We start from the raw sequence: 25,436 nt of genomic DNA on the forward strand, positions 1-25,436 counted from the left end.
GGTGCCGGGCCGGCTCAGACGCCGCCGGGCTTGATGCTGTGCCGGAATTTGGCGCCACGCCAAAAGGCCCGAGCGGAGCCGGGATCGGGCGCGCCAAAGGCATAACCCGTTCGGGCTTAAGGCTTCCGTCTTGGACGGAAGCCCTCTAAAGTCGCCGCCATGATCACCCGTGCCCGTTCCCTGCTTGCTTCCGTCTTTGGCTTCGCGGATTTCCGCCCGGGTCAGGAAGACATCATCGCGCCCATTCTGGCCGGACGCGACGTGCTGGCGATCATGCCGACCGGGGCGGGCAAGTCGCTGTGCTACCAATTGCCGGCCCTGCTGGATGACGGACTGACCGTGGTGGTCAGCCCGCTGATCGCCCTGATGCGCGACCAGGTGGCGCAATTGACCGGATTGGGAATCAGTGCAGGCGCGCTTAATTCCTCGAACGACGCCGCCGAATCGCGCCGGGTGTTCGATGCCCTGCGGGCCGGCGAGCTGCGGCTGTTGTACCTGGCCCCCGAACGGCTGGCCAAGCCCGACACCGCCGACATGCTGCGCCGGGCCGGGGTGCGTCGCCTGGCCGTGGATGAAGCCCATTGCGTCAGCCAGTGGGGCCACGATTTCCGCCCGGAATATCTGGCCCTGGGCGAGCTGAAGCGGGCGCTGGGCCAGGTGCAGACCCTGGCCTTCACCGCCACCGCCGACGCCGCCACCCGCGCCGACATGGTCGAGCGGCTGTTCGACCAGACCCCGGAAATCTTCGTCGGCGGCTTCGACCGCCCCAACCTGATGCTGGCGATGCAGGCCAAGGACGGCCCCAGGCGCCAGATCCTGCACTTCCTGCAGCCCAGGCGGGGCCAGAACGGCATCGTCTATTGCAGCTCGCGCGCCGGCTGCGAGGACCTGGCCCAGGCCTTGAACCAGGCCGGCCATCGCGCCCTGGTCTATCATGCCGGCATGGACAAGGCCCTGCGCGACGCCAACCAGGACACCTTCCAGCGCCAGGATGGCATCGTCATGGTCGCGACCGTCGCCTTCGGCATGGGCATCGACAAGCCCGACGTCCGCTTCGTCGTCCATGCCGATCTGCCCAAAAGCATCGAGGCCTATTACCAGGAAATCGGCCGCGCCGGCCGCGACGGATTGCCGGCCGACACCCTGACCCTGTACGGACTGGGCGACGTGCGCCTGCGCCGCATGCAAATCGAGGACGGCCAGGCCTCGGACGAGCAAAAGCGCATCGAGCGTCAGAAGCTCAACGCCCTGCTGGCCCTGTGCGAGGCGCCGCGCTGCCGCCGCCAGACCCTGCTGGCCTATTTCGGCGAGCAAAGTGCGCCCTGCGGCCATTGCGACCTGTGCATCGACGGGGTGCAATCGACCGATGGCACCGTCGATGCCCAAAAGGCCCTCAGCGCCATCTGGCGGACCGGCCAGCGCTTCGGCACCGAGCATCTGGTCAATCTGTTGATCGGCGCCGACACCGACCAGATCCTGCGCTTCGGTCACGACCGGCTGCCGACCTTCGGGGTCGGCAAGGACCATAATCGCGACCGCTGGCGCTCGATCTTCCGCCAGATCTATGCCGCCGGGCTGATCACCCAGGATATGTCCGAACACGGTTCGTGGTCGATCACCGAAGCCGGCGCCGAGGTGTTGCGCGGACGCGCGACCATTGCGTTGCGCGCCGACACCTTGAAGGCCAAGGGCAAGGCCAAGCGGCCGGTGGCGACGGTGCCGGACTCGGTGGATTCGGACCTTTTGGCCGCCTTGAAGAAGCTTCGGCGCGAACTGGCCGAGGAACAGGGCATTCCGGCCTATGCGGTGTTCCCCGACCGCACCCTGGTCGAATTGGCCGCCGCGCGACCGGCCAGCCTGGACGACATGAAGGGCATTCACGGCATCGGCGAACGCAAGCTGGAACGTTACGGTCGGCTGTTCCTTGATGTCCTCACCTGATGACGGCGCACGCGCAGCCTTTTATACTGCGCCGCACATTTCTTGCTGACTTGGGGTTTCCATGCATCGTCGCGCCCTTCTGTCCGGCCTGGCCGGCAGCCTGATCACCGCTCCCGCCTTGGCCCAGTTCAACCTGGGCAACCTGATCCAGGGCGGCGCCAACATCGTCGGCGCCATGACCGCCAGCGAGGGCGACGAGGTCAAGCTGGGCGAGACCTATTACCAGCAATATCTGCAGAAATCGGGCGGTATCCACCCCGACCGCAACGCGCAAGAGGCCTTGAAGCGCTTCGCCCAGCCGCTGATCAATGCCGCCGACCGCCGCCAATTGCCGTGGGAGATCACCCTGGTCTCGAACAAGCAGGTCAACGCCTGGGCGCTGCCGGGCGGCAAGCTGGCGATCAATTCGGCGCTGGTGCAGTACAGCCAAAGCCCCGACGAACTGGCCAGCGTCATCGCCCACGAGATCGGCCACGCCGATCGCGGCCACGGCCTGGCCCAGATGAAGAACCAGAATCTGATGACCGGCCTGGGCGCCATCGGCAAGGAGGCGCTGGCCACCTTCGGCGGCGCTGCCGGGGCCTTGACCGCGCAGGTGCTGGGGGCTTTGGAAGGCCCGCTTTACACCCTGGTCCTGACCGGCTATTCGCGCACCAACGAGTTCGAGGCCGACGCCCACATCCTGCAGATCTTCGAGCGCACCGGCTATGACCCGACCAAGGCCGACGATTTCTTCCGCACCCTTTTGAAGCTGCACCCCGAGGGATCGGAAACCACCTCGCTGTTCTCGACCCACCCCGGCACCACCGAGCGCATCACCAAGATCGAGGAAGCCGCCGCCAAGATGAGCCGCCCGAGCCGTGCGGCCGCCGCACCCGGCTGGGCTGAACTGAAGGCATTGTTCCCGACACCTGCGGGGTAAACCGGTGATTGCCGCCATCGGGCCGCTCGGCTAGGCTGGCCCCGATGATTGCGGTGGGGGATTGCGGGTGAGCGGCGAGGACGAGGACAAGCAGGCGGCTTCCTTCATCGAACGCTGGCGCCCGTCGGGCGGCGGCGAGCACCGCACCTACCAGATGTTTCTGACCGAATTGTGCGCCCTGCTGGATGTCGGTCTTCCCGATACGGCGGGCGACGAATACGGCTTCGAACGGCGCGTCCCCATCCGCTATTGGGACGGCACGGTCAGCTCGGGGCGCATCGACCTCTACAAGCGCGGCTGCTTCGTGCTGGAAGCCAAGCAGGGCAGTTTCAAGCCCGAACGTGAACTGCCCGAACTTCCCGGCCTGGCCGGCTATACCCCCAGGAAGGGCGGCGGCAAGGGCCATGGCGTGCGCGGGACCAAGCAGTGGGACAACGCCATGGTCCAGGCCCGCGCCCAGGCCAAGCGCTATGTCGACAACCTGCCGGCGTCCGAGCCGGTGCCGCCGTTCCTGATCGTCGTCGATGTCGGCTATTCGTTCGAACTGTTCGCCGATTTCACCGGCACCGGCCGCCATTACATCCAGTTCCCCGACGCCGCCGGCTTTCGCTTCACCTTGGACAAGCTGGCCGATCCGGCCATCCGCGAACGGTTGCGGGCGGTGTGGAAAGACCCCCATTCGCTGGACCCGTCCAGGCGCGCGGCCAAGGCGACCCGCCTGATCGCCGACCGTCTGGCCCGCCTGGCCCAGTCGCTGGAGGCCGACCATTCGGCCAAGACCGTGTCGGACTTCCTGATGCGGTGCCTGTTCACCATGTTCGCCGAGGATGTCGGCATCTTGAAGGCCAACGCCTTCACCGACCTGTTGAAGACCACCCGCGACCGGCCGGCGGTGGCCCGCCAGATGATCACCTCGCTGTGGGCCGACATGAATGCAGGTTCGGCCTTCTCGGCGGCGATCCAGGGCGCGGTGCCGCAATTCAACGGTGCCTTGTTCGCCGGCGCCCAGGCCCTGGCGGTCACCCAGGCGCAGATCGATCTGCTGATCGAGGCGGCCCAGGCCGACTGGCGCGACGTCGAGCCGGCCATCTTCGGCACGCTTCTGGAACGTGCACTCGACCACGACGAACGCCACCGCCTGGGCGCCCATTACACGCCGCGCGCCTATGTCGAGCGGCTGGTCCTGCCCACCATCATCGAGCCGTTGCGGGCCGAATGGGACGACGTCAAGGTCGCCGCCCTGGCCGCCCCCACCAAGGCGGACGCGGTTCAGGCGGTAGCCGATTTCCATCGCCGGCTGTGTTCGACCACCGTGCTGGACCCGGCCTGCGGCAGCGGCAACTTCCTGTACGTCACCCTGGACCATTTGAAGCATCTGGAAGCCGAGGTGGTGGATTTCCTGGCCACCGAGCTGGATCAGCGCCAGGACGCACTGGACCTGTCCAGCCACGCCGTCGATCCGCACCAGTTCCTGGGGCTGGAAAAGAACGAACGCGCCGTCCCCATCGCCGAGATGGTACTGTGGATCGGCCATCTGCAGCGCTATGCCCGCTCGCGTCCCCAGGCCGCCGGCTGGCCCAAGCCGGTACTGCGCCAGTACGGCAACATCCGTCATGCCGACGCGCTGCTGACCTGGCGCGACGTGCTTCTGGTCAGGGACGAAGCCGGCAAGCCGGTCAGCCGCTGGGACGGGATCACCCGGAAGCGCGATGCGGCCACCGGCAAGCTGGTTCCCGACGAATCGGCCCGCGTCCCGGTCGAGCGCTATGTCGGGGCCAAGGCGGCCGACTGGCCGGCGGCCGACTATATCGTCGGCAACCCGCCCTTCATCGGCGGCAAGGATCTGCGCCAGGAACTGGGCGACGGCTATGCCGAGGCGCTGTGGGGCGCCTATGGCAAGCGGGTGCCCAATTCCGCCGATTTCGTGATGTATTGGTGGCACAAGGCGGCCGAAAAGGTGCGCACCGGTAAGGCCAAGCGGTTCGGCTTCATCACCACCAATTCGCTGCCGCAGGCCTTTTCGCGCCGGGTGGTCGAACACCACAAATCCGGCCGGCACCCGATCGGGCTGATCTTCGCCATCCCCGACCATCCGTGGGTCAAAGCGCTGAACGAGAACGAGCAGGATGCGGTGCGCGACGCGGCCGCCGTGCGCATCGCCATGACCGTGGGGGTGAAGGGGGCCTGCGACGGCAAGTTGCTGACGGTCTTAAGCGAACGGCCGGGCAAGGAGGATTCCGCCGAGATCGAGTTCGCCGAAAGCTTCGGCCCGATCAACGCCGACCTGACCATCGGCGCCGATGTCGCCGCCGCCCAGTCCCTGCGGGCGGCCGAAGGGCTGGCCAGCCGGGGTGTCGCCTTGCACGGCGCCGGTTTCATCGTCACCCCCGACCAGGCCCGCGCCCTGGGGCTGGGCCGGGTTCCGGGGCTTGATCAGCACATCCTGGACTACCGCAACGGCCGCGACCTGACCGGCCGGCCGCGCGGGGTGATGGTGATCGACCTGTTCGGCCTGGACGAGGTGACGGTTCGCCAGCGCTTCCCCGAAGTCTATCAATGGGTGCTGGAACGGGTGAAGCCCGAGCGTGACCAGAATAATCGGGACTATAGGCGCGAGAATTGGTGGCTGTTCGGCGAGAACCTCCCCAGGCTTAGGCAAGCCCTTGGCCCACTGCCCCGTTACATCGCCACCGTCGAAACTGCCAAGCACCGGGTGTTCCAGTTCCTCGACGCCGCCATCCGCCCCGACAACAAACTGATCGCCGTCGCCAGTGCCGATCCGTACCATCTGGGCATCCTGTCCAGCCGGATCCATGTCACCTGGGCCTTGGCGGCCGGCGGGCGGCTGGGGGTTGGCAACGACCCCGTCTACGTCAAATCCGCCTGTTTCGACACCTTCCCGTTCCCCGAGGCGAGCCCGGACCAGCAGGCAGCGATCGGCGCCCTGGCCGAGGAGTTGGACGGCCTGCGCAAGCGGCAATTGGCGTTGCACCCCGATCTGACCCTGACCGGGCTTTACAATGTGCTGGACAAGCTGAGGAAAAACGAGCCGTTGACCGACGCCGACCGCACCGTCAACGACAAGGGGCTGGTCGCCACCCTCAAGCGGCTGCACGACGAACTGGATTCGGCCGTCGCCGCCGCCTATGGCTGGACCGCCGACTTGGCCGATCAGGATATCCTGACCCGGCTGGTGGCGCTGAACAAGGCCCGCTGGGCCGACGAGGTGGCCGGCAAGGTTCTTTGGCTACGCCCCGATTTCCAGACCAGCCGGGGGATTGCCGCCACCGGGCCGGCCCAGACCACGCTGGATGTTGCGGCCGGCACCGACACCACCGCTCGCCAGCCGTGGCCCAAGACGCTGCCGGAACAGGTCCAGGCCGTCCGCGCCGCGCTGGCCGAGTTGGACCCGGCCCCGTCGGTCGAGGCCATCGCCGCCCGCTTCAAGAACGCCAAGCGCGACCGTGTCGCCGAAATCCTGCAGGCCATGGCCCTGATGGGCTAAATCTTGCCGCCCGGCAGCAGGGCGCGGTGGCAGGCGCGCCAGGCGTCGGTCCAGTCGGTCATGATGGTGTCCAGCCCCGACGACATCTCGTCGGCCACGGTCAGCAGATCGGGCGGGTCCAGCGCCAGATAGGCCTCGGCGGTGCCGCTGTCGCGGTGAACCTCCATCCCCAGCTTGCCGGCCAGGCGGATCATCGCCCGGTTGTCGGCCAGGCACAGGGTGTAAAGGCGCAGGGCACCGCGATTCCTGGCCCAGCGGATGGCCCGCTTGAACAATTCGGCGCCGATGCCCGCCGACCGATGGGTGGGATCGACCGATACCCCCACCTCGGCCACCGCGTCGGTGAAGGCGACATGGGCGGCGCCGACCAATCGCTGGCCGTCGAACACACCCAGAATCAAATCGTCAGCGTCGATGCCGCCGACATAGGTGTCGATCCAATCGTCGGATACCGTGCCGTGGGCGAAACGAAAACGACGGTCGGCCGGGGCCAACCCCTTGAGGTGAACGGCGAAATCCGGCCGTTCGTCGGGTAATAGCTTGCGGATCAGCATGATCATGCTCCTTCCGGCGGCGCTCCCTGGATTGAATCTAAAACGGTTCTTTGCTGCGATGCAACAAAAATGCTGCGGCGCAATATGAAGATTACGACATGACGCTTGAAATATGTCTGTAATGCCTATAATTTCACCAAGTTGGGGTTAGTGCTTAGCATTTGTGCACAGCATGTGATCGGGGGAGCCTATGTCCGAGCCGGAACGAATCCTGGAATTGACGCGCGCGGTTCATGATGTCGCCAGCGACAAGATCCAGGAGATCAAGCGTGTGACCGGCACCACCCGCATCCTGTCGCTGAACGCCTTGATCGAGGCGACACGGGCCGGCGAGGCCGGCAAGGGCTTCGCCGTGGTGGCCAACGAGGTCAAGAACGTCTCGACCAGCATCGATTCCATCACCCAGTCGCTGGAAGGCGAGCTGTCATCGACCATCGCCGACCTGATGAATCTGGGCGAGACCCTGATCGGGCAGTTGCGCGGCTCGCGCCTGGCCGACCTGGCCCTGAACATGATCGAGATCATCGACCGCAATCTGTATGAACGCTCGTGCGATGTGCGCTGGTGGGCCACCGATTCGGCGATGGTGGATTGCCTGGCCGACGCCACCCCGGCGGCGACCGCCTTTGCGTCGAAGCGGTTGGGGGTGATCCTCGATTCCTACACCGTCTATCTGGATCTGTGGGTGGTCGATGCCAATGGCCGCGTCGTCGCCACCGGCCGCCCCGATCGCTATCCGCGCGCGGTCGGCACCGACGTCAGCCGGGAAGCCTGGTTCCAGAACGCCATGGCGACCGCCGACGGGACCGAGTTCGCCATGGCCGACATTTCATCGGTCGGCGCGCTGGACGGGGCCTTGGTCGCGACCTACGCCACCGCCATTCGTGCCGGCGGCGACGTCAACGGCGAGCCGTTGGGGGCGTTGGGCATCTTCTTCGACTGGCGGCCGCAGGCCGACGGGGTGGTCAAGGGCGTGCGCCTGCGGCCCGAGGAAAAGGAGCGGACCCGTTGCCTGTTGATCGACGCCAATCGCAAGGTCCTGGCCTCGTCGGACGGCAATGGCATCCTGAGCGAGACCATCCGCCTGGAAACAGGCTCGACCGACATGGGCTCGTATGTCGATGAGGTCGGCCGCATCGTCGGCTTCGCCGCCACCCCCGGTTACGAGACCTATGAAGGCATGGGCTGGTACGGCGTGATCATCCAGTTGCCAAGCTGACGGTGAAGTGGAAGGTCGAGCCCTGACCGGGAGCCGAATCGACCCAGATTCGTCCGCCGTGATGATCGACGACGCGGCGGCAGATGGCCAGGCCGATCCCGGTTCCTTCATATTCCTCGCGCCCGTGCAGGCGCTGGAAGATGCCGAAAATGCGCTCGTGATAGTCGGGATCGATGCCGATACCGTTGTCGGCGATGCTGAAGGTGACCACCTTGCCGTCGATGGTGAAGGATAGACTGACCTCGGGCGTCCGCTCGGGCGAGCGGTATTTCAGGGCGTTGGCGATCAGGTTCTGGAACAGGTGGATCAAGTGGGTCTTGGCCCCCAGCACCGTGGGCAGGCCGGGCGCGATGTGGATTTCGGCGCCGGTCTCGGCGATGCGCGTGGCCAGATTGTCCAGCGCGGCGGCGACCACCTCGTCGCACGTGACGGGCGCCAATTGTTCGCCGCGCCCGACCCGGGAATATTCCAGCAGGTCCAGCATCAGATTGTCCAGGCGCTTGGCGCCTTCATGGGCGAAGCGGATATAGTCGCGGGCCTCGTCGTTGAGCTGGTCGGCGAAACGCCGTTCCAGCAATGCGACGAAATTGGCGATCTGGCGCAAGGGCTCGCGCAGATCGTGGCTGGCGATATAGGCGAACTGCTCAAGCTCGGCGTTGGATCGCTTGATCTCGGCCAGATGGGCCTGGATGCGGGCCTCGGCTTCGACCTGCTCGGTGATGTCGCGGGAATAGACGATGACCTGGCGGACCTCGCCATCGGGGCCGATCAGCGGAAAGATCGTGTTCGACAAATGGTGGCCGCCGCGCACGTCGATCAGGGTGACCGGCGCGCGCGAGGCGACCACGCCGGCCACCGCGCGCTTGCGGGCCTCGATGTTGACGGGGGGGAAATAGCTCCACAGGGAACTGCCCAGGATGGTGGCGGGATCGACGCCCAGGCGCTTGGCGAACACGTCGTTGAAGCCGCGCATGGTGCCATCGACGTCGAACAGCATGCAGGCATCGGTCGAGGCGTTCAGCATCTGCAGCGCGATCGCCTGGGACGAGCGCACTTCCTGTTCGGCGGCGCGGCGCAGCCCGACCTCGCGGATCAGGCGGCGGTTGGCCAGGATCAGCATGGCGATGAACAGCAAGAAGCCGCCGGCGGCTAAACCGCCCCACAGCATGACCTGGCGCGGCGCGATGCCGAATTCGCTTTTGACCGGCAGCCACTTGCGCCTGATGTCCCGGTGTTCCTCGGGCGTGATCGAGGCCAGGGCCTTGTCGAGCGCGCTGGTCAGCAACGGCCAGTCGCCGCGCACCCCCATGCCCAACTCGGCCCCTGGCAGGTTTGTGGGCGCGGCGATCTTCAGGTTGGTGTAGCCGTTCTTTTCCATCTGCCAGGCGGCGACCGCCAGCACGCCGACATAGGCGTCGGCCTCGCCCACCGCCACCGCGCGCATCGCCTGGGAGCTGCCATCGACGATCTTCAACTCGATGCCGGGGTAACGGCGCTGCAATTCGGTGGTGTACCAATAGGCCTTTTCGACGGCGACGACGTGGCCGTTCAAATCCTCGAGCGAGCCGACGAAGTCGGCGTTGGTGCCGGTGACGATGACCACCGGGAAGCTGAGATAGGGGCGGGTGAAGCCGATTTCCTTGGCCCGCTCGGGCGTCGGCCGGGTGACCGGCTGCAAATCCATGCCGTCGCCGGTCGGCAGGCGCTTCAGAACCTCGGCGAAGCCGCCTATATCGACCGGCTCCATGGTCAGGTTCAGCCGCTTCAGAACCAGGGTCAGATAATCGATGGACATTCCGCGCCCCTGGCCCTGGTCCTGGAACAGGAAGGGCGCGAAGTCACCGTTGAGACGGACACGGATGGTCGGATGGGCGGCCAGGAAGGCCCGTTCCTCGGCGGTCAGCTCGACGGCCATGGCGCGGCTTGCCCCGCCGGTCACACCCGCCATGGCGACAACCACGAAAACAAGGATGCGGACCAAGGCTGCCAAGGCACCTCCGGCGGCTTTTGCTCCCCGATAGTGTGGGGCGATGTCGGGCGCTTCGCAACGGCCTAAATGCCGGCCCCCATGTCGATCAGGCCGGTTTGTCGTTCGACCTCCACCAACAGGGCGTGCAGGCTTTTGTCGATGAAACCGTCGGCTTCAAGCTGGCGGACGGTGTTGATCAGATAGTCGCGGTTCAGGCCGGTGGCGCCGGCTCCGTCCATGATGATGGCGGCCTGCCGCTCGAGGCCCAGGTCGCCGGCATAATGGCGGTGGCCGCGATCGGCGACGAAGGTATAGGCGCGCACCTTGCGGCCGTCATCCAGGGTGATTCCGGCCCAATGGGGGCGATAGGCATAGCCGACCAGTTCGCGTTCGTTCAGATAGTCGATGGTGATGTCGGCCTCGGCGGCGGGGACCCGAAAGGCCAGCCCCTTGCACGAACCGCCCCGGTCCAGCCCCAGGACCAGGCCGGGCTGTTCCGGCGTGCCGCGATAATGCATCGAGTAAAGGCAGAACGAGCGGTGCCAGCCCTTCAGCAAGGCCGGCCGCACTTCGGCATAGGCAAAGCCCGGCCGCCACATCAGCGAACCGTATCCGAATACCCAAAGATCGTCGTGCTTGGTCATGAAGCGCCAAAGGGGGTAAGGTGGCGAACTTTTTTTCCGCCTTATCAAGACCCGCACCATGACCGAGACCGAGAGCGCCCGCCAGCCTGAAATCGCCCTGAGCGACGAGGATCGGCGCGGTCTTTACCGTACCATCCTGTCGCGGCGCGACGTGCGCGGGCAGTTCCTGTCCGATCCGGTGCCCGACGAGGTGCTGGCCCGGGTGCTGGTGGCCGCCCATTACGCGCCGTCGGTCGGCTTCATGCAGCCGTGGAGCTTCATCCTGGTCCGCTCGCCCGAGGTGCGCGCCCGGGTCAAGGCGGCCTTCGAGGCGGCCAACGCCGAGGCCGCCGCCCTGTTCCCCGACGACCAGGCCGCCAGCTATCGCGCCCTGAAGCTGGAAGGCATCCTGGACGCGCCCTTGAACCTGTGCATCACCTGCGACCGCGACCGGGTCGGCCCGGTGGTTCTGGGCCGCACCCACATGCCCGAGATGGACCTTTATTCCACCGTCTGCGCGGTCGAGAATTTGTGGCTGGCCGCCCGCGCCGAGGGATTGGGCGTCGGCTGGGTCAGCATCATCGAGCCCGCGCGCCTGCAAGACATCCTGGGTCTGCCGGACCGGGTGGTGCCGGTGGCCTATCTGTGCCTGGGCAAGGTCAGCCATTTCCTGGCCAAGCCGGAATTGGCCAGCAAGGGCTGGCGCCAGCGCCTGGCCTTGTCCGATCTGGTGGCGATGGATCGCTGGGGCGGCGCGGCCCCCGATTCCGAACTGGCGCGTGCGTTGGCTGATGCGCAAGCCTGGGCCGAAGCCGGTGGGTGACGTCGCCGCCCTCGAGGTGCGCCACCGGATATCGCTGGCCGGCCCGGCCGAGAATGCCGCCGCTGCCCTGGCCGGCCTGCACGGCTTGGTGCGGGTGGAAGGGCGGGGCCAGCGCCTGGACCTTGCCTACGATCTGCGGCGGGTTTCGCTCGATTCCATCCTGACGGTGGTGCGTCTGGCCGGAATCGCGCCGAAGGCGTCGATGGTGGCGCGGCTGCACCGGGCCTGGATCCGCTTCACCGACGACAATGCCCTGTCGGCCGCCACCGATCCCGGCCATGGCTGCTGCTCGCGCCCGCCGAAGGGGCGCTGATACCCTTCGTTACAAAATCGTGCGACGTCCGACATCACCCGGTTACCGGCGGGTGGTGGAATGCCTCCATCGACAGGGTGTCGAAATCGATGGAGAAACAGACATGACCAAGATTCTTGCCGGCCTGGCGCTGGGCGCCGCCTTGCTTGCCACCCCCGCGCTTGCCGAAGCCCCGGCCATGCCGATGATGGGTATGGGCATGCATGGGGGCATGGGGATGCATGGCGGCATGCCTGGCTGCGGTGGTGCCGACATGACCCGTCACCTTGACGGCCGTCTCGCCTTCCTGAAGGCCGAGCTGAAGATCACCCCGGCCCAGGAAGCCGACTGGGCCGTCTTCGCCGACGCGTTGCGGGCCGGTGCCGCCACCATGGGGCCGATGATGGGCCAGACCGGCCCCGCCGCATCGGTGGGCGAGATGTTCACCCAGAAGGAACGGCTGCTGACCACCAAGCTCGAGAACTCCAAGCGCCTGCATGCCGCCTGGGCCAAGCTGGAGCCGGTCTTGAGCGCCGACCAGAAGAAGGCGGCGTCGGACCTGATCGGTTCGAGGATGATGCGGATGTAGGGGAGTGACGGCGGTCTAAGAATAAAGTCCTTTACATGTGGCGACGAGACGAGCTATGGTGGCGATAGTCTCGTCGCTTGCCCTTTAAGCAACCATCCGTAGCTGACATGTCATGGCATGTCTCGCGGCGAGGGTGGTGGCGTTGGATGTTATTTTCATTGTCGGTCGGGCGATTTTTTGCATGTCAGCCTTGACCGGCGCAAAAAAGGATTGCTGGGCTAGGCTTTGCGTATAAAATGGATTTGTCAAGAGGTTGGCGTTCATAAAAATGACAAAACTTATCACCATATGGTATTCGCACTAAAGACGCAAGTGGGTGCTGCTGGGTGATCAAGCTGGAGGGAAGCATGACTGATCATGCTCGGAGCGTGTATGTGGTCAACGAGAGTGGTTTGAGCGACGAGGAGCGTTCCCGCGCCAATCGCCCGTTTGCCAATCGCCGTCTGTGCGTCGGTCTTGATGCCGCCTATGAAGACCGCGGAAAGGCGTCCGACGAGGATGTCGAGGTCGCCCATTACGTTGCGATGCGGGCTGTTTTGCGCGATTGACGTGTTGCCCTCTCTGTTTTAGCGTGGCGTTCGTTGAAAACGGACGCCATTTTTCATGGGTGTGATGGGTATGGGGCGTGAGAGAGTTGAGCCTGGTGGGGTGCCCCAGTCACAGTTGGATATGAAAAAACTGGGCGCCTTGATCTCGGACTCATGCGAGTCGTTGACGGGCGCTCACAGGGATCTTTTCCTGGTCATGGACAACAAGATCGTCGAGGATTGCGCGATCCAGACGCGCCATTCCCTGGCGACCTATAACATGGACGCCACGAAAGGCGAGCATTCCGCGCCCAATCATTTCAAAGAAGCGGGCCATTACGCATATTGGGTCCGCAAGCTGAAGCCCTTGCGGATCATTTCGATTGCCGGTGCGGTCGCTATCCTGCGCGACAAGGGAATTCAGTGCAGCTGCCCCGAGGACATGCTGACCGCTGAAAATCGTGATTTCATCCTGGTCAATGAGTACGCGGCTCTGTTCGTCGCCCGTGCCATTGTCAACGCGGTCGAGAATAGACACCTGGATGCCCTCGGTTCCGAAGGCAAAGTCAACGAGGACATGCGTCGGCAGTTCCAGGAATATCGGAGCGTCGTGAACCGCCGTCTGAAAAGGATGTCCGACGATATCCTGATGTCGATCCGCTACAATTCCCATTCCCCCAACAGCATGGCGATTTTGATGGAGGCATTGCTGGGCTCGGCGGCCGACGTCATCATCAACTGAGATCGCGCCTGATCGGGTTAGGGGCCGGCTCTTTGCGGAGCCGGCCCGTTCTTTTACCGGCCGAACAGGCCGCCCGGGTTGATCGGCAGCGGGCTCTTACTCGCCCCCGAACCCGACGAACCCGACGAGCCACCGCCCAGCAGGCCGCCCACGCCCTTGGCCCCGCTCAGCGCACCTTCCACCGCCTTGGTGGCCGCGCCCTGGACCATGGCGCCCAAATCGGGGCGATAGGACAGATTGTCCCACGGCCCCTCGACGATCACCGGCACCGAGATGCCGGCGGCGTCGGCCTTGCCGCCCTGGCCTTCCAGGCTGGCCACCGCCTTGGGCTCGATGCGGTAATGGACGGTGCGCGGCGGCATTTCCACCGTGCCCTTGCCCTCGACCCTGAGCAGCGGCGACTTCATCGACAGGTCCTGGTTGTTGACGATGCCGTTGGTGATGGTGAAGGTGCCGCCCAACTCGGCGAAGTCGGTCTTTTCCATTTCCTTGGCGCCGCCGGTAAAGGCGGTGGTGACGTTGCGGACCATGGCCGCCAGGTTGATGCCCTTGATCGAGCCGTTCAGGAAGCTGACCGCCCCCTTGCCGTCCAGATCCGAGATCAGTTGGCGCTGGGTGCGGCCCTTGCCGGCCACCTGGACATCGAAATTGCCGGTGCCGTCAAGCCGCGAGAAATCGGCGGCGTCGGTCAGGAACGGCTCGGCCTGCAGGCCCTTCAGGGTGAACGAGGCGTCCAGGCCGGCACCCGGCTGGCTGCCGTCCAGCGCGACGCGGCCCTTGCCCGAGCCCTTGTACAGGGCCAGCTCGGTCAGGTCGGCGACCATGCGGCCGTCCTTCAGGCCGACATGCAGGGCGCTTTTGCCGACCTGGATCTTCTTGACCTTGATGCCGCCCACCGACAGGGCGAAATCGACATCGGCCGCCTTCAGGCCGGACGCGTCGATGGGATCGTCGCTCCAGTCGCTCTTGGCCGCCTTGCCGCCGCCGCCCGGAGCCGGGCCGCCGCCGCCGCCGCCTGCCTTGGCCGGCTGTTCCGGCGGCAGATAGGGGTTGAGGTCCAGCATCTCGACGTCCAGCTTGCCCTTCAGGGCCGGGCGCACGCCGCCGGTATCGACGGCGAAATCGCCCTTGGCCTTGATGGCATCGATGGCGATGTCGGTGCCGGTCAGCGCGACCTTGGTGCCGCCGGCCGCCAGATTGCCCTTGATGGCCAGCGGGCCCAGGCCGGAGCCGGCCATGTCCAGCGGTTTGCCGGTCGCCCATTGGGCCAGGTTGCGGATCGAGGGAACCGCCAGGTCCAGCACGCCCTTGATGCCGGCGGCCTTTCCGCCGGTGACGTCACCCTTGTAGGCGAGCTTGACCGTCTCGGCCGAAACCGAGATGTCGGCCTGCGTGGTCCCGCCTTCGATCACCGCCTTGGGCTTGGCCACCATCAGGGCCAGCTCGATGACCTTGGCATGCCATTTCAACGACCCCTTGGCGGTCAGCGGATCGGCCAGGCTTTTAAGGTTGACCGCCAGGTTGATGGCATCCACCTCTTCCTTGGTGCCGGCCGGGCCGTCGATATAGGTCAGTTTGCCGTTGGTGATGCGCACGTCGCCCAGGGCGATGTCGGGCACGGTCGGCGCACCGCCGGCGCTCGCCTCGGCCGGCTTGGGCGCGGGCTTGGCCTCAGCGGGCTTGGCACCGGCCGGGCTATCGAACACCCAGTTGGCGCGGCCTTGCTTGTCCACTTCCAGGGTAATGGCGGGATCGACCAGCACGAAGCTGTCCACCTCGACCTTGCCCGACAGGATCGGCATGATCTTCAATTGCACGTCCAGGGCGCCCAGCCGAACCAGATCCTTGGTCGAGAAGCCGGCCGGGTTGGAAAGCGCGACGTTGGACACCTGCACCGACAGGGACGGGAAGGCCGACACCGACACCTTGCCCTGGATCGACAGGTCGCGGCCGGTGGCGGTCTTGACCTGGGCGATCAGTTCATCCTTGATCTTCTCGGCCGGCACGAACATCGGCAACGCCACCAGGGCGCCGATCACCAGCACCACCAGAACGCCCAGGGCGATCAGCAGTTTTTTCATGGGTGTTGCTCCTTAATTGGCGAAGACTTTGCGCAAGATGTCGCTGGTCCGCTTGGTGGGGTCCGAGCGGATGGCGGCTTCCTCGCGGCCGAGATAGGTGAACAGGCCCTTCAAGCCGCCGTCCAGGACATGGTCGGTCAGCATGGCGCGGCCGTCGCCGACCATCGGCAGCCCCTTGGCCGAGGCGGTCAGCGATTCGTAGCTCTTGACCGCGCCGGCTTCCGACACGGTCTTGTCGACCACCGGGCGCATGGCGGTCTTGAGGTCGGGGGTCATGGTCCGCTTGAAATATTGGGTGGCGGCGTCGGATGGGCCGTTCAGGATCGCCTTGGCGTCGTCCAGGCTCATCTTTTCCAGCGCGTTCCAGAAGATGCGCTTGGCTTCCGGGGCCGCCGCCTCGGCGGCGCGGTTCAGTTTCAGTTCCAGGTCGTCGGTCAAGCCGGACATCCCGGCCATCTTCAAGCCGGCCTGGACCTTCTGCAGGGAATCGGGCAGCGGAATGTGAACGGCCGGGTCGCGGTTATAGCCGTCGGCGCGGCCCAACTGGCTGGACACCTTTTCGGTGCCGATGCGCAACGCCTCCTTGAGGCCGCTGGCGATGTCGCCGGTCGACAGGCCCTGTCCGCGCGTGCCCGAGGATGGCAGCGACACGCCGCCGCCGCCGGTCTGCTGCTCGAGGACCGCCTTGCCGAAATCCTTGAGCGACCCCTGGGCCAGGGCCGGTGGCGCCGCCATGGTCGCGGCCAGCAATGAAAGGGCTATCAGTCGCATTTCATCCCCCCGACGGTAACGACATCCAAAAAGCCTATCCCCTTTTCGGTGTCATCACCATGGGGGAAATGCAACGCACAGCTCTGGCATCCGATCCGTGCTCCCCCCATGTGGTATGGCAAAGGGGAGTTGTCCATGCGTCAGGAACACGAGCCGAAGGCCTGGCTGGGACTGGCGGCGGGCGCCTTGGGCGCAGCCGGACTGCTGGCCTTGGTGCTGGCCGCCTCGCGGGCGCCGGGGGCGGAAAACTGGCTGCCGTCAGGGCCGGATTTCTTCAAGAAGGGCCTGGTCACCCACGTCGTCTTCTCGTTTCAGGTATGGCTTCTGGCCATGCTGGCGGCTCTGGCGGCGCGCGTGGCACCTGCCGCCACCCGGGCCGGCGCCCTGATCCCGCTGGCGGCGGCCAGCTTGGGCTGCGTGCTGCTGCTGGTGCCGACCCTGGCCGGTTGGGGGCGGGCGTCGCTCAACAATTACGTCCCGGTGCTGATCCATCCGCTGTTCTATGCCGGCCTGGGCCTGGTGGCCGCCGGAGTGGCGGCGGTGGCGATCCGGCCGCTGATGGTGTGGCGAAGCCTTGATACGGTCGGTTTCGCAATCGCCTGTGCCGGGCTGACCCTGGTGGCTGCGCTGGTCTGCTTCGGGCTGGCGGCAGCCGATCCGGGCCTGGGCGACGATTCGGTCACCGCCAACGAACGGCTGTTCTGGGGCGGCGGTCACATTCTTCAATTCGTCAACGCCCAACTGGCGATGATCGGCTGGCTGGTGGCGGCGGGGCGGGCCTTTGGCCGGGCGCCGCCCTTTCCGGGATTGATCCGGCTGTGTTTCGCCGCCCTGGCGCTGGCGGCCTGGATCGGCCCGGTGCTGGAAGCGACCCATGCCAGCGATGATCTGGCCCTTCGCCAGGCCTTCACCTCCTTGTTCCACTGGGTGCTGCCGGCGCCCCCGGCCATGGTGATGATGATTGCCGTCTGGCCGCTGATCGTGCGTGGCCCCAAGGTCGGCGATGTGGTGGCCGGCCGGGCGCTGCTCTTGTCCTTGGCGGTGTTCGGGCTGGGCGGGCTGGCCGGTTTTGCCCTGGGCGAGGGCGATACCCGCACGCCGTCCCATTACCACGCCATGATCGGCGGAGTGAATCTGGCCCTGATGGGGCTGATCCATCTGTGGCTGCTGCCGCTTGCGCCCAGCCGCTGGCTGACGGCGCAATATTGGCTGTATGGCGGCGGCCAATTGCTGCACGCCGCAGGCTTCTATCTGGCCGGCCTGGCCGGGGTGGCGCGCAAGACCGCCGGTGCGGCGCAAGGATTGGATTCCGTCGTCAAGCTGGCGGCGATGGCCATCGTCGGCATCGGCGGGGCCATCGCGGTGGTCGGCGGGGTCATCTTCGTCGTCGGTCTAATGGCCCGTCTCGGCGCACAGCCTTCGCAGCGAGCCGACATCGTCGATTCGCACTGAGTTGCCCTCGGTGCGCACCCCCATGTCGCGCAGGCGGGCCAACACGCGCGACAGGCTTTCGCGGCGGATGCCGACCCGGCTGGCCAGGATCTCCTTGTTGAAGGGCAGCGACACCAGGGCCTCGCCGACCTGGGCGTCGGTCAGGGCCAGCAGGAACTCGGCCACCCTTTGCCAGGGCGGCTGCTCTTTCAGGTGGCGGATTTCCGAGGACAGCCGCTGATGCCAGCGGCACAGGCCGGCCAGCATGCGATAGGCGACGGCGCGATCGGACTGAAGGGTGGTGATGAAGGCGCGCCGCCCGACCTTGATCAGGGTGGCGTCCTCGATCACCTCGGCATGCAGGGGGAAGATTCCCATCGACAGCATCGCCGCCTCGCCGAACGACGAGACCGGGGTGAACACCTCGACGATGCTTTCGCGGCCGTCGGGGGTCAGGGCGAACAGCTTCACCTGGCCGTCCAGCACGATATAGAAGCAGTCGGCGGCGGCGCCGGCGGAAAACAGCAAGGTGCGGCGATCGCAGGCCAGCGCGGTGGAATCGGCCATCAGCCGTTCCAGCACGTCGTGTTCCAGCCCGTCGAACAACGGCAGGGCCATGACCTGGCGGGCCAGGGCCGGGCCGGTGGCGCGGTGGCGCGGCAGCGGGCCGTCGGGCTTCGAGCAGTTGGGCTTGGGGACCAGGCACAAGGGGCGACAGGGGCAGCTCACGCGAAGCCTCCCTCGATCAAGGATTCCAGCGAATCGCCCACCGCGCGCAACTGATGCAGGTTGGCAATCTCGACGCGGTCGCCGCGTCCGGTCTCGACGCCGAACTCGCGCAGGCGGGCGAAGGCGCGCGACAAGGTGGCGGGCTCCATCCCCAGGCGGTCGGCCAGCAGGCGCTTCTCGAACGGCAGCCTGACGATGGCGCGGCCGTCTCCGTCGCCGGCCAGGGTGACCAGATAGCTGGCCAGCCGCTCGGTGGTCGATTGCAGCTTGAGCTCGGTGATTTCGCGGATCTGGCCGCGCAACGAACCGGCCATCACCGCGATCAACTGCAAGGTCAAGGCGAAGTCGCCATCAAGCAGACGGTGAAGGGCCGGACCGGAAATCACCACGGCCCGGCCCGCTTGCACCACGCGGGCGGCGGCGGCATGGCGGGAATCGGGCATCAAGGCGTTGGCGCCGACGAATTCCCCTGGTCCCAACCGGGCCAGAACCTCGTCGGGCAGATCGTTTCGTTCGGCCAAAAGCTCGACGGCGCCGCTGTCCAGGACATAGATGCGATCCGCATGGTCGCCCTGGCGGAACAGCACCTGGCCTTCCATAAGGTCGATGGTGTCAGGACTGTCCAGGACCGTGGCCAGCGATTCGGGCGTCATCGCCTCGAACAGCGGGTGCTCCGTCAGGACGGCAAGGGTGTCTGAGTTCATCTCCCCCTCCGAGCAGCGGGGTGGCGTTGCACCCCGGCCTCTCTTCCGGCGGAGATTGCATCGATTCCATATTGGCGCCCCTTGACTTTGGTCAGGGTCAAAAAAGTTACCCCCGGGAAGCACGGCTTCCCGGGGGCAGAAGGTGGAGAAGTCAGCTCTTAGTAAATGTCGTGCTGAGTGTTGTAGACGTTGAACTTGCCGGTCGGGGTGATCAGCTTGGGATCCTTGATCACCGACTTCAGCTTACGGGTCTTGTCGTCGATGACGACGATCGCCGAAGGATCGGTCTTGCCAGCCCAGATCGAGAACCAGATCTCGTCGCCGGTGGCGTTGTACTCGCCGTGGACGACGCGCTTGATCGCCTTGGTCTCGGGCAGGTCGGCCATCTTGGCGACGTTGATCACCTCGGGGCCCTTGTCCAGGTTCTTGATGTCGTAGACCGTCACCGACTCGGCGGCTTCGCGATCGGGCATCAGGGGGGCGTCGGCCCACAGGTTGCTCGACTTCGGATGGGTCTTGACGAACAGCGAGCCCGAACCGTGGTTCTTCAGTTCGGCGACGACCTTCCAGGCGTACTGCTTGTGCTTGGCCGGATCGGTGCCGATCAGGGTGATCACGTCGGCGCCCAGGTGCGAGGTGGCCCACACGGGACCGAACTTCGGGTGCACGAAGTTGGCGCCGCGGCCCGGATGGGGCTTCGACTTGGTATCGACCAGGGCGGCCAGCTTGCCTTCCTTGGTATCGACCACCGCCACCTTGTTCGAGGCGTTGGCGGCGACCAGGAAGTAACGCTTCGACGCGTCCCAACCACCGTCATGCAGGAACTTGGCGGAATCGATGGTGACTTCCTTCAGGTTCTTGATGTCGGAATAGTCGACCAGCTTGATCAGGCCGGTTTCCTTGACGTTGATGACCCATTCCGGCTTGATCTGCGACGACACGATCGAGGCGACGCGGGGTTCCGGATGGTACTCGCCGTCCACGGTCTGGCCGCGGGTCGAGACGATCTTCAACGGCTCGAGGGTCAGGCCGTCGAGGATGGCGTATTGCGGCGGCCAGTACGAGCCGACCACGGCATACTTGTCTTCATAGCCCTTGAACTTCGAGGTATCGACCGAGCGGGCGTCGATGCCCGACTTCATGGTCGCCACGATGGTCGGATTCTCGAACCACATGTCGATCATGTCCAGGCGGCCGTCGCGGCCGACCACGTACACATAGCGGCCCGAATAGGACAGGCGCGAGATGTGCACGGCGTAACCGGTCTTGACGATGCCCCAGATCTTCTTGGTGTCGCCGTCGATCAGCGCGACCTCGCCGCTGTCGCGCAAGGTGACCGAGAAGACGTTCTTCAGGTTGATCTTGTTCATCTGCTTGGTCGGACGCTTGTCGACCGGGATATGCAGCTTCCAAGACGCCTTCATATCCTTCATGCCCCACTCCGGCGGAGTGTCCGGGGTCATCTGGATATAGGTGGCCATCTTCGCGATCTCATCCTTGGTCAGGATGTCGTCGAAGTTGGGCATGCCGCCTTCGGTGCCGTTGGTCAGAATCTTCTCGAGGCGCTGCTGACCCAGCTTTTTCGAAGCCTCGGGCTCGAGGTTCTTGCCGGTGGCTCCCTTGCGCAGGACGCCATGGCAGCCGGCACAACGCTCAAAGTAAATCTTGCCAGACGCGTCCTTGGACTCCTTGTCCAGGGTCGGCGCCGCTTCCTGAGCGAATGCCGCGCTGGCCAGCGCCATCGGCAACGCGGAAAGCATCAGGGCGTGTTTCAGTCCCTTCAACATCCTCTACCTCCACTTCTCGTCACAATTCGCCGTGCTCCCCCTGGGGCCCAGCGGTGCGGGTGGTGGCACAATGGAAGGGTTCGAAGGCGATCTCTTTAACCAAAGTCAAATGGAGGTGCTGAATTCGTATAGGGATAAAAGCGTATATGGGAAGACGGCATTCAAATTGACCAACATCACAAACGGCCCCGCCAACCATCGCTAGTGTGCCGGCGTCGAGCGGAGCCGAACCAACTCAGTTTGCCCAAAGTCAAGTTTCGCGGGCTGGGGACGTGTTAGGCCTCGGATATATCGGGTCGAATGACCGTCGGGATTCAAGACGATGGCTTCTAACCATTCATTTTTTGGGCGACTTTCGCGCATGAAGATCTTCGGCGCCACGCTGGTCGGCGCCACGGTCCTGTTCATCGGTGGCATCATATTCTGGGGCGCCTTCAACACCGCGATGGAGGCGACTAATACTATGGAGTTCTGCATTTCGTGCCATGAAATGCAGAACAATGTATATAAAGAGTATGTGAACACCATCCATTACACCAATCGGTCCGGCGTCCGCGCCACCTGCCCCGATTGCCACGTGCCGCGTGACTGGGTGCACAAGATCGCCCGCAAGATCCAGGCCTCGAACGAGCTGTATCACAAGGTGCTGGGCACGGTATCGACGCCCGAGAAGTTCAACGCCCAGCGCCTGACCATGGCCAAGCGCGAATGGACGCGGATGAAGCTGTCGGACTCCCGCGAGTGCCGCAACTGCCACACCTTCGACGGCATGAACCCCGAGATGCAGAAGCAGCGCGCCCGCAAGCAGCATGAAAACGCCAAGGCCGACGGCATGACCTGCATCGACTGCCACAAGGGCATCGCCCACAAGCCGGTTCACGAACAGCTGACCGACGAGGAAGTCGAAGCGTTCGAGAAACTGGGCAAGAAATAATCCGGTCCTAGGAGGGAAATGATGAAGACCACGCGCCTGTTGACCACCCTCGGTGCCGCCGCCTGCGCCCTGATGCTGGGCATCGGCCCGGCCCTGGCCGCCGGCAAGACCATCGACTGGGCCAAGCTGCCCGAGGCCAAGACCACCTTGTTCTATCCCGGCCAGTCCTCGTTCGAGTGGATCCAGAACGGACCCGACCATGGTGGTGCCAGGTCCTTCACCAAGAAGGGCGAAGCCTGCTCGGGCTGCCATGCCGAGGAAGCGGCCGACATGGGCAAGAAGATGGTCACCGGCCAGAAGATCGAGCCCTCGGTGATCCCCGGCAAGCGCGGTCACATCCCGCTGAAGGTCAAGGCCGCCTTCGACGAGGACACGCTTTACATGCGCTTCGAGTTCCCGGCCGGCCCGCACAACGCGGCGCCGAACGCCCCGGGCGGCAAGATGGATGCCGATAACGAGATCAAGCTGGCGATGATGATCGACGACGGCAAGGTCGATACGGCCGATCGCTCGGGCTGCTGGGCGTCGTGCCACCATGACGCCCGCGACATGCCGGACGCGCCCAAGAAGGACGGTCTGGTGGTCACCAAGTACCTGCCGGAAAGCCGCACCGCCATCTCGCTGAAGGATTCCCCGCGCGGCGGCTGGGACAAGACCAAGCCGGCGGCCGATCTGGACGCCGCCCTGAAGGCCGGCACCTATCTTGATCTGGTCCGCTACAAAAGCGGCAAGGGCGGCGTGTCGGAAGACGGCTACGTCCTGGCCGAGCGCGTGCTGAAGACCGGCGGTGCCGCCAATTTCGCCGGCAAGAAGGAAGGCGACAATTGGGTGGTCACGCTGACCCGCAAGCTCAATCCCGGCCAGCCCGGCGACAAGGTGCTGGAAGCGGGCAAGGCCTATACCGTCGGCATCGCCGTCCATGACGACCACACCATCGGCCGCTTCCACCACGTCTCGCTGGACCTGAAACTGGGTCTGGGCACCGACGGCGTGATCAAAGCGGTCAAGCAGTAAGGACCTTCATCCGTCGACCTCTGGTCGGGAGAAACGCCATGCCGCGCCCTGGCAAGGTGATCCTGGTGGGGGCAGGTCCGGGCGACCCGGACCTGCTGACCGTCAAGGCCATGCGGACCATCATGCAGGCCCGCGTGGTGGTGTTCGACCGGTTGGTCGGCGAAGCGGTGCTGGACCTTGTTCCGGCCCAAGCCCGACGCATCGACGTCGGCAAGGAAACCGGGCGGCACCCGTTGCCGCAAGGACAGATCAATCAATTGCTGGTCGATCTGGCCGGGCAGGGGGAAGACGTGGTGCGGCTGAAGGGGGGCGACCCCTTCATCTTCGGCCGCGGCGGCGAGGAGGCCCAGGCCTTGGCCGAGGCCGGCATCGCCTTCGAGATCGTGCCCGGCATCACCGCCGCCTCGGGCTGCGCGTCGATCGCCGGCATTCCGCTGACCCATCGCGGCGTGGCGGAAAGCGTGCGTCTGGTCACCGGCCATCGCCAAGATGACCGCGACCTGGATTTGAATTGGGGTTCGCTGGCCGATCCCCGGTGTACCCTGGTGGTATACATGGGGGTGGCCAGTGCGCAGCGTCTCGCCGGCGGCCTACGGGGCGCGGGGCTCGTCGGCGAGACGCCAGTCGCCATCATCGAACGCGGCACCACGCCGCAGCAGCGCACCTTCTTCACCACCTTGGCCTGCCTGGCCGACGACATCGCCCGCTGGCAGCCGCAACCGCCGTCGCTGCTGATCATCGGCCAGGTGGTGGCCCATGCGCTGTCGCCGTCGGCCGAGGCTCCCTGTCAGGAGGCGGCGCAATGAAGGTCGCCCTGGTCCTGAGCCTGGCCCTGATCGGCGTGGCCTCGGCCGCCAGGGCCGAGGTGCCGCCCGCCCGTCAAGGCGAGTTGCGCGACTTCGTGTCGCAAGATTGCGGTTCGTGCCACGGCATGACCCGCAATGGCGGCCTGGGCTCGCCCCTGACGGTCCAGGCCATGCGGGAATTGGGCGACGAAGCGCTGGTCGCCACCATCCTGGACGGCCGCCCCGGCACGCCGATGCCGCCCTGGCGCGGCCTGCTGACCGAGCCCGAGGCGCAGTGGATCGTCAAGCATCTGAAGGGGGACGTGCCATGAAGCGGCTGATCGCCGGCCTGTCCCTGCTGTTCGTGGCCGCCTGTTCCGCTCCCTTGCGCGGCACCGGCGACCTGGGCCTGGTGGTCGAACGGGCCGACGGGCGGCTGCAGGTGGTGGAATCGACCCATTCGACCCGGCTGGCCACCATCGACGGACTGGGCGATCTGTCGCATGCCTCGCTGGTCTTTTCGCGCGACGAGCGCTTCGCCTTCATCTTCGGCCGCGATGGCGGCCTGACCAAGGTCGATCTGCTGGAAGCCCGGATCGTCAAGCGGGTGGTGCAGTCGGGCAATTCCATCGGCGGCGCCATCTCGCAGGACGGTACGCTGGTGGCGGTGGCCAACTACACGCCGGGCGGCGTCAAGGTGTTCGATGCCGACAGCTTGGACCTGGTGGCCGACATTCCGGCCATCGGCGCCGACGGCCAGCGCTCGAAGGTGGTCGGGCTGGAAGATTCCACCGGCAACATTTTCGCCTTCAGCCTGTACGAGTCGGGCGAGATCTGGCTTTTGGACATGAAGGACCGGAAGCATCCCAAGGTCCGCAAGTATCCGGGAATCGGCAAGCAGCCCTATGACGCCCTGGTCACCGAGGACGGCCGCTATTACATGGCCGGGCTGTTCGGCGAGGACGGCATCGCCATGCTGGATCTGTGGAACCCCGATGCCGGAATCCGGCGCATCCTCGACCATTACGGCAAGGGCGCCGAGCCCTTGCCGGTCTACAAGATGCCGCATCTGGAAGGGTGGGCGGCCTCGGGCAACCTGGCCTTCCTGCCGGCCATCGGCCGCCACGAGGTGCTGGTGGTCGATATGTCGCATTGGAAGGAAGTCGGCCGCATCGCGGTCGCCGGCCAGCCGGTCTTCGCCATGCTGCAGCCGGGCGGCCGGCGCCTGTGGGTCAATTTCGCCCTGCCCGACAACGGCAAGGTCCAGGTGGTCGATGTCCCCAGCCTGAAGGTCGTCAAGACCCTGGAGCCCGGCAAGGCCATCTTGCACATGGAATTCACCCCCCGGGGCGAGCGGGTGTGGCTGTCGGCCAGGGATTCCGATCAGGTGACGGTGTGGGACACCGAGACGCTGGAACAGGTGGCGACGCTGCCGGCCGTCAAGCCGTCGGGCATCTTCTTCACCGCGCGCGCCCATCGGATCGGGCTGTAAGG

23 protein-coding genes are annotated in these 25,436 nt (G+C 65.6%); 15 read left to right on the forward strand and 8 right to left on the reverse strand.

Going from position 1 to position 25,436, the window contains the following annotated elements:
- Positions 1-159 precede the first annotated feature (159 nt).
- From recQ to MTBLM5_RS00015, 3 genes are all read left to right on the forward strand, one after another.
- The gene (gene recQ, locus MTBLM5_RS00005; RefSeq protein WP_173973765.1) at positions 160-1,941 is read left to right on the forward strand and encodes a DNA helicase RecQ; all 1,782 of its coding nucleotides are present in this window, start codon (positions 160-162) and stop codon (positions 1,939-1,941) included.
- 61 nt (positions 1,942-2,002) lie between these two features.
- Positions 2,003-2,863: a M48 family metalloprotease gene (locus MTBLM5_RS00010; RefSeq protein WP_173973766.1), complete on the forward strand. Its 861-nt coding sequence runs from the start codon at positions 2,003-2,005 to the stop codon at positions 2,861-2,863.
- Between the two features lie 67 nt (positions 2,864-2,930).
- Entirely contained in the window at positions 2,931-6,368 is a 3,438-nt protein-coding gene (locus tag MTBLM5_RS00015) for a class I SAM-dependent DNA methyltransferase (RefSeq protein ID WP_173973767.1), read from the forward strand.
- On the opposite strand, the gene MTBLM5_RS00020 is transcribed toward MTBLM5_RS00015, so the two are convergent.
- Positions 6,365-6,922, reverse strand: coding sequence for a GNAT family N-acetyltransferase (locus MTBLM5_RS00020; protein WP_173973768.1), 558 nt, complete (start codon positions 6,920-6,922; stop codon positions 6,365-6,367). The genes MTBLM5_RS00015 and MTBLM5_RS00020 overlap by 4 nt on opposite strands.
- A gap of 190 nt (positions 6,923-7,112) precedes the next feature.
- Between MTBLM5_RS00020 and MTBLM5_RS00025 the strand changes: the two genes are divergently transcribed.
- A complete protein-coding gene (locus MTBLM5_RS00025; protein WP_173973769.1) occupies positions 7,113-8,141 on the forward strand; it encodes a methyl-accepting chemotaxis protein in 1,029 nt (342 codons plus the stop codon).
- Here MTBLM5_RS00025 and MTBLM5_RS00030 read toward each other — a convergent pair.
- The gene (locus MTBLM5_RS00030; RefSeq protein WP_173973770.1) at positions 8,122-10,131 is read right to left on the reverse strand and encodes an ATP-binding protein; all 2,010 of its coding nucleotides are present in this window, start codon (positions 10,129-10,131) and stop codon (positions 8,122-8,124) included. The genes MTBLM5_RS00025 and MTBLM5_RS00030 overlap by 20 nt on opposite strands.
- A 62-nt stretch (positions 10,132-10,193) precedes the next feature.
- Complete coding sequence (locus tag MTBLM5_RS00035) at positions 10,194-10,754, reverse strand: gamma-glutamylcyclotransferase (protein WP_173973771.1); 561 nt, start codon at positions 10,752-10,754, stop codon at positions 10,194-10,196.
- Positions 10,755-10,812: 58 nt separating this feature from the next.
- Between MTBLM5_RS00035 and bluB the strand changes: the two genes are divergently transcribed.
- The 5 genes from bluB to MTBLM5_RS00060 all read left to right on the forward strand — a co-directional run bounded on the left by bluB (position 10,813) and on the right by MTBLM5_RS00060 (position 13,706).
- Positions 10,813-11,556 (forward strand): 5,6-dimethylbenzimidazole synthase, encoded by a 744-nt coding sequence (gene bluB / locus MTBLM5_RS00040; RefSeq protein ID WP_173973772.1) that lies wholly within the window; start codon positions 10,813-10,815, stop codon positions 11,554-11,556.
- A complete protein-coding gene (locus MTBLM5_RS00045; RefSeq protein ID WP_173973773.1) occupies positions 11,549-11,869 on the forward strand; it encodes a hypothetical protein in 321 nt (106 codons plus the stop codon). The genes bluB and MTBLM5_RS00045 overlap by 8 nt, the downstream gene beginning before the upstream one ends.
- Positions 11,870-11,972: 103 nt before the next feature.
- The gene (locus MTBLM5_RS00050; protein ID WP_173973774.1) at positions 11,973-12,437 is read left to right on the forward strand and encodes a Spy/CpxP family protein refolding chaperone; all 465 of its coding nucleotides are present in this window, start codon (positions 11,973-11,975) and stop codon (positions 12,435-12,437) included.
- A 347-nt stretch (positions 12,438-12,784) separates the two neighbouring features.
- Positions 12,785-12,985 (forward strand): hypothetical protein, encoded by a 201-nt coding sequence (locus tag MTBLM5_RS00055; RefSeq protein ID WP_173973775.1) that lies wholly within the window; start codon positions 12,785-12,787, stop codon positions 12,983-12,985.
- A gap of 196 nt (positions 12,986-13,181) precedes the next feature.
- Positions 13,182-13,706 (forward strand): hypothetical protein, encoded by a 525-nt coding sequence (locus MTBLM5_RS00060; protein ID WP_173973776.1) that lies wholly within the window; start codon positions 13,182-13,184, stop codon positions 13,704-13,706.
- Between the two features lie 53 nt (positions 13,707-13,759).
- Here MTBLM5_RS00060 and MTBLM5_RS00065 read toward each other — a convergent pair whose 3' ends face one another.
- Together MTBLM5_RS00065 and MTBLM5_RS00070 are read right to left on the reverse strand one after the other, a co-directional pair.
- Positions 13,760-15,787: an AsmA family protein gene (locus MTBLM5_RS00065; RefSeq protein WP_173973777.1), complete on the reverse strand. Its 2,028-nt coding sequence runs from the start codon at positions 15,785-15,787 to the stop codon at positions 13,760-13,762.
- A gap of 12 nt (positions 15,788-15,799) precedes the next feature.
- Positions 15,800-16,558: a DUF4197 domain-containing protein gene (locus tag MTBLM5_RS00070; protein WP_173973778.1), complete on the reverse strand. Its 759-nt coding sequence runs from the start codon at positions 16,556-16,558 to the stop codon at positions 15,800-15,802.
- A 135-nt stretch (positions 16,559-16,693) separates the two neighbouring features.
- Between MTBLM5_RS00070 and MTBLM5_RS00075 the strand changes: the two genes are divergently transcribed.
- Positions 16,694-18,010, forward strand: a complete 1,317-nt coding sequence (locus tag MTBLM5_RS00075; protein ID WP_173973779.1) for a cbb3-type cytochrome c oxidase subunit I — start codon at positions 16,694-16,696, stop codon at positions 18,008-18,010.
- Here the strand turns inward: MTBLM5_RS00075 and MTBLM5_RS00080 are convergent.
- The 3 genes from MTBLM5_RS00080 to MTBLM5_RS00090 form a co-directional block, all read right to left on the reverse strand.
- Complete coding sequence (locus MTBLM5_RS00080) at positions 17,951-18,718, reverse strand: Crp/Fnr family transcriptional regulator (RefSeq protein ID WP_254430841.1); 768 nt, start codon at positions 18,716-18,718, stop codon at positions 17,951-17,953. The two genes, MTBLM5_RS00075 and MTBLM5_RS00080, sit on opposite strands and share 60 nt — an antisense overlap.
- Complete coding sequence (locus tag MTBLM5_RS00085; RefSeq protein ID WP_173973780.1) at positions 18,715-19,422, reverse strand: cyclic nucleotide-binding domain-containing protein; 708 nt, start codon at positions 19,420-19,422, stop codon at positions 18,715-18,717. The genes MTBLM5_RS00080 and MTBLM5_RS00085 overlap by 4 nt, the downstream gene beginning before the upstream one ends.
- A gap of 158 nt (positions 19,423-19,580) precedes the next feature.
- Positions 19,581-21,209: a nitrite reductase gene (locus tag MTBLM5_RS00090; protein WP_173973781.1), complete on the reverse strand. Its 1,629-nt coding sequence runs from the start codon at positions 21,207-21,209 to the stop codon at positions 19,581-19,583.
- Between the two features lie 361 nt (positions 21,210-21,570).
- On the opposite strand from MTBLM5_RS00090, the gene MTBLM5_RS00095 reads away from it, so the two are divergent.
- Genes MTBLM5_RS00095 through MTBLM5_RS00115 form a run of 5 tightly spaced genes read left to right on the forward strand, consistent with a single transcriptional unit; the run spans position 21,571 to position 25,434 of the window.
- Positions 21,571-22,143 carry a NapC/NirT family cytochrome c gene (locus MTBLM5_RS00095; RefSeq protein ID WP_254430842.1) on the forward strand — a complete coding sequence of 191 codons (573 nt, stop codon included), beginning with the start codon at positions 21,571-21,573 and terminating at the stop codon, positions 22,141-22,143.
- Positions 22,144-22,161: 18 nt separating this feature from the next.
- A complete protein-coding gene (locus tag MTBLM5_RS00100; RefSeq protein WP_217424938.1) occupies positions 22,162-23,157 on the forward strand; it encodes an ethylbenzene dehydrogenase-related protein in 996 nt (331 codons plus the stop codon).
- 38 nt (positions 23,158-23,195) lie between these two features.
- Positions 23,196-23,963: a uroporphyrinogen-III C-methyltransferase gene (gene cobA, locus MTBLM5_RS00105; protein WP_173973783.1), complete on the forward strand. Its 768-nt coding sequence runs from the start codon at positions 23,196-23,198 to the stop codon at positions 23,961-23,963.
- The gene (locus tag MTBLM5_RS00110; protein ID WP_173973784.1) at positions 23,960-24,274 is read left to right on the forward strand and encodes a cytochrome c; all 315 of its coding nucleotides are present in this window, start codon (positions 23,960-23,962) and stop codon (positions 24,272-24,274) included. The genes cobA and MTBLM5_RS00110 overlap by 4 nt, the downstream gene beginning before the upstream one ends.
- On the forward strand, positions 24,271-25,434 hold the full coding sequence (locus MTBLM5_RS00115; protein ID WP_173973785.1) for a cytochrome D1 domain-containing protein: 1,164 nt from the start codon (positions 24,271-24,273) through the stop codon (positions 25,432-25,434). The genes MTBLM5_RS00110 and MTBLM5_RS00115 overlap by 4 nt, the downstream gene beginning before the upstream one ends.
- The last annotated feature ends 2 nt before the right edge of the window (positions 25,435-25,436 follow it).

The sequence above is a fragment of the Magnetospirillum sp. LM-5 genome (genome assembly GCF_902729445.1).
Taxonomy (GTDB): Bacteria; Pseudomonadota; Alphaproteobacteria; order Rhodospirillales; family Magnetospirillaceae; genus Magnetospirillum.

Coding starts and splice junctions, on each gene's coding strand:
- recQ (WP_173973765.1), top strand. CDS start 160: ATGATCACCCGTGCCCGTTCCCTGCTTGCTTCCGTCTTTGGCTTCGCG.
- MTBLM5_RS00010 (WP_173973766.1), top strand. CDS start 2,003: ATGCATCGTCGCGCCCTTCTGTCCGGCCTGGCCGGCAGCCTGATCACC.
- MTBLM5_RS00020 (WP_173973768.1), bottom strand. CDS start 6,922: ATGCTGATCCGCAAGCTATTACCCGACGAACGGCCGGATTTCGCCGTT.
- MTBLM5_RS00025 (WP_173973769.1), top strand. CDS start 7,113: ATGTCCGAGCCGGAACGAATCCTGGAATTGACGCGCGCGGTTCATGAT.
- MTBLM5_RS00035 (WP_173973771.1), bottom strand. CDS start 10,754: ATGACCAAGCACGACGATCTTTGGGTATTCGGATACGGTTCGCTGATG.
- bluB (WP_173973772.1), top strand. CDS start 10,813: ATGACCGAGACCGAGAGCGCCCGCCAGCCTGAAATCGCCCTGAGCGAC.
- MTBLM5_RS00050 (WP_173973774.1), top strand. CDS start 11,973: ATGACCAAGATTCTTGCCGGCCTGGCGCTGGGCGCCGCCTTGCTTGCC.
- MTBLM5_RS00055 (WP_173973775.1), top strand. CDS start 12,785: ATGACTGATCATGCTCGGAGCGTGTATGTGGTCAACGAGAGTGGTTTG.
- MTBLM5_RS00060 (WP_173973776.1), top strand. CDS start 13,182: ATGGACAACAAGATCGTCGAGGATTGCGCGATCCAGACGCGCCATTCC.
- MTBLM5_RS00065 (WP_173973777.1), bottom strand. CDS start 15,787: ATGAAAAAACTGCTGATCGCCCTGGGCGTTCTGGTGGTGCTGGTGATC.
- MTBLM5_RS00070 (WP_173973778.1), bottom strand. CDS start 16,558: ATGCGACTGATAGCCCTTTCATTGCTGGCCGCGACCATGGCGGCGCCA.
- MTBLM5_RS00075 (WP_173973779.1), top strand. CDS start 16,694: ATGCGTCAGGAACACGAGCCGAAGGCCTGGCTGGGACTGGCGGCGGGC.
- MTBLM5_RS00085 (WP_173973780.1), bottom strand. CDS start 19,422: ATGAACTCAGACACCCTTGCCGTCCTGACGGAGCACCCGCTGTTCGAG.
- MTBLM5_RS00090 (WP_173973781.1), bottom strand. CDS start 21,209: ATGTTGAAGGGACTGAAACACGCCCTGATGCTTTCCGCGTTGCCGATG.
- MTBLM5_RS00095 (WP_254430842.1), top strand. CDS start 21,571: ATGAAGATCTTCGGCGCCACGCTGGTCGGCGCCACGGTCCTGTTCATC.
- MTBLM5_RS00100 (WP_217424938.1), top strand. CDS start 22,162: ATGATGAAGACCACGCGCCTGTTGACCACCCTCGGTGCCGCCGCCTGC.
- cobA (WP_173973783.1), top strand. CDS start 23,196: ATGCCGCGCCCTGGCAAGGTGATCCTGGTGGGGGCAGGTCCGGGCGAC.
- MTBLM5_RS00110 (WP_173973784.1), top strand. CDS start 23,960: ATGAAGGTCGCCCTGGTCCTGAGCCTGGCCCTGATCGGCGTGGCCTCG.
- MTBLM5_RS00115 (WP_173973785.1), top strand. CDS start 24,271: ATGAAGCGGCTGATCGCCGGCCTGTCCCTGCTGTTCGTGGCCGCCTGT.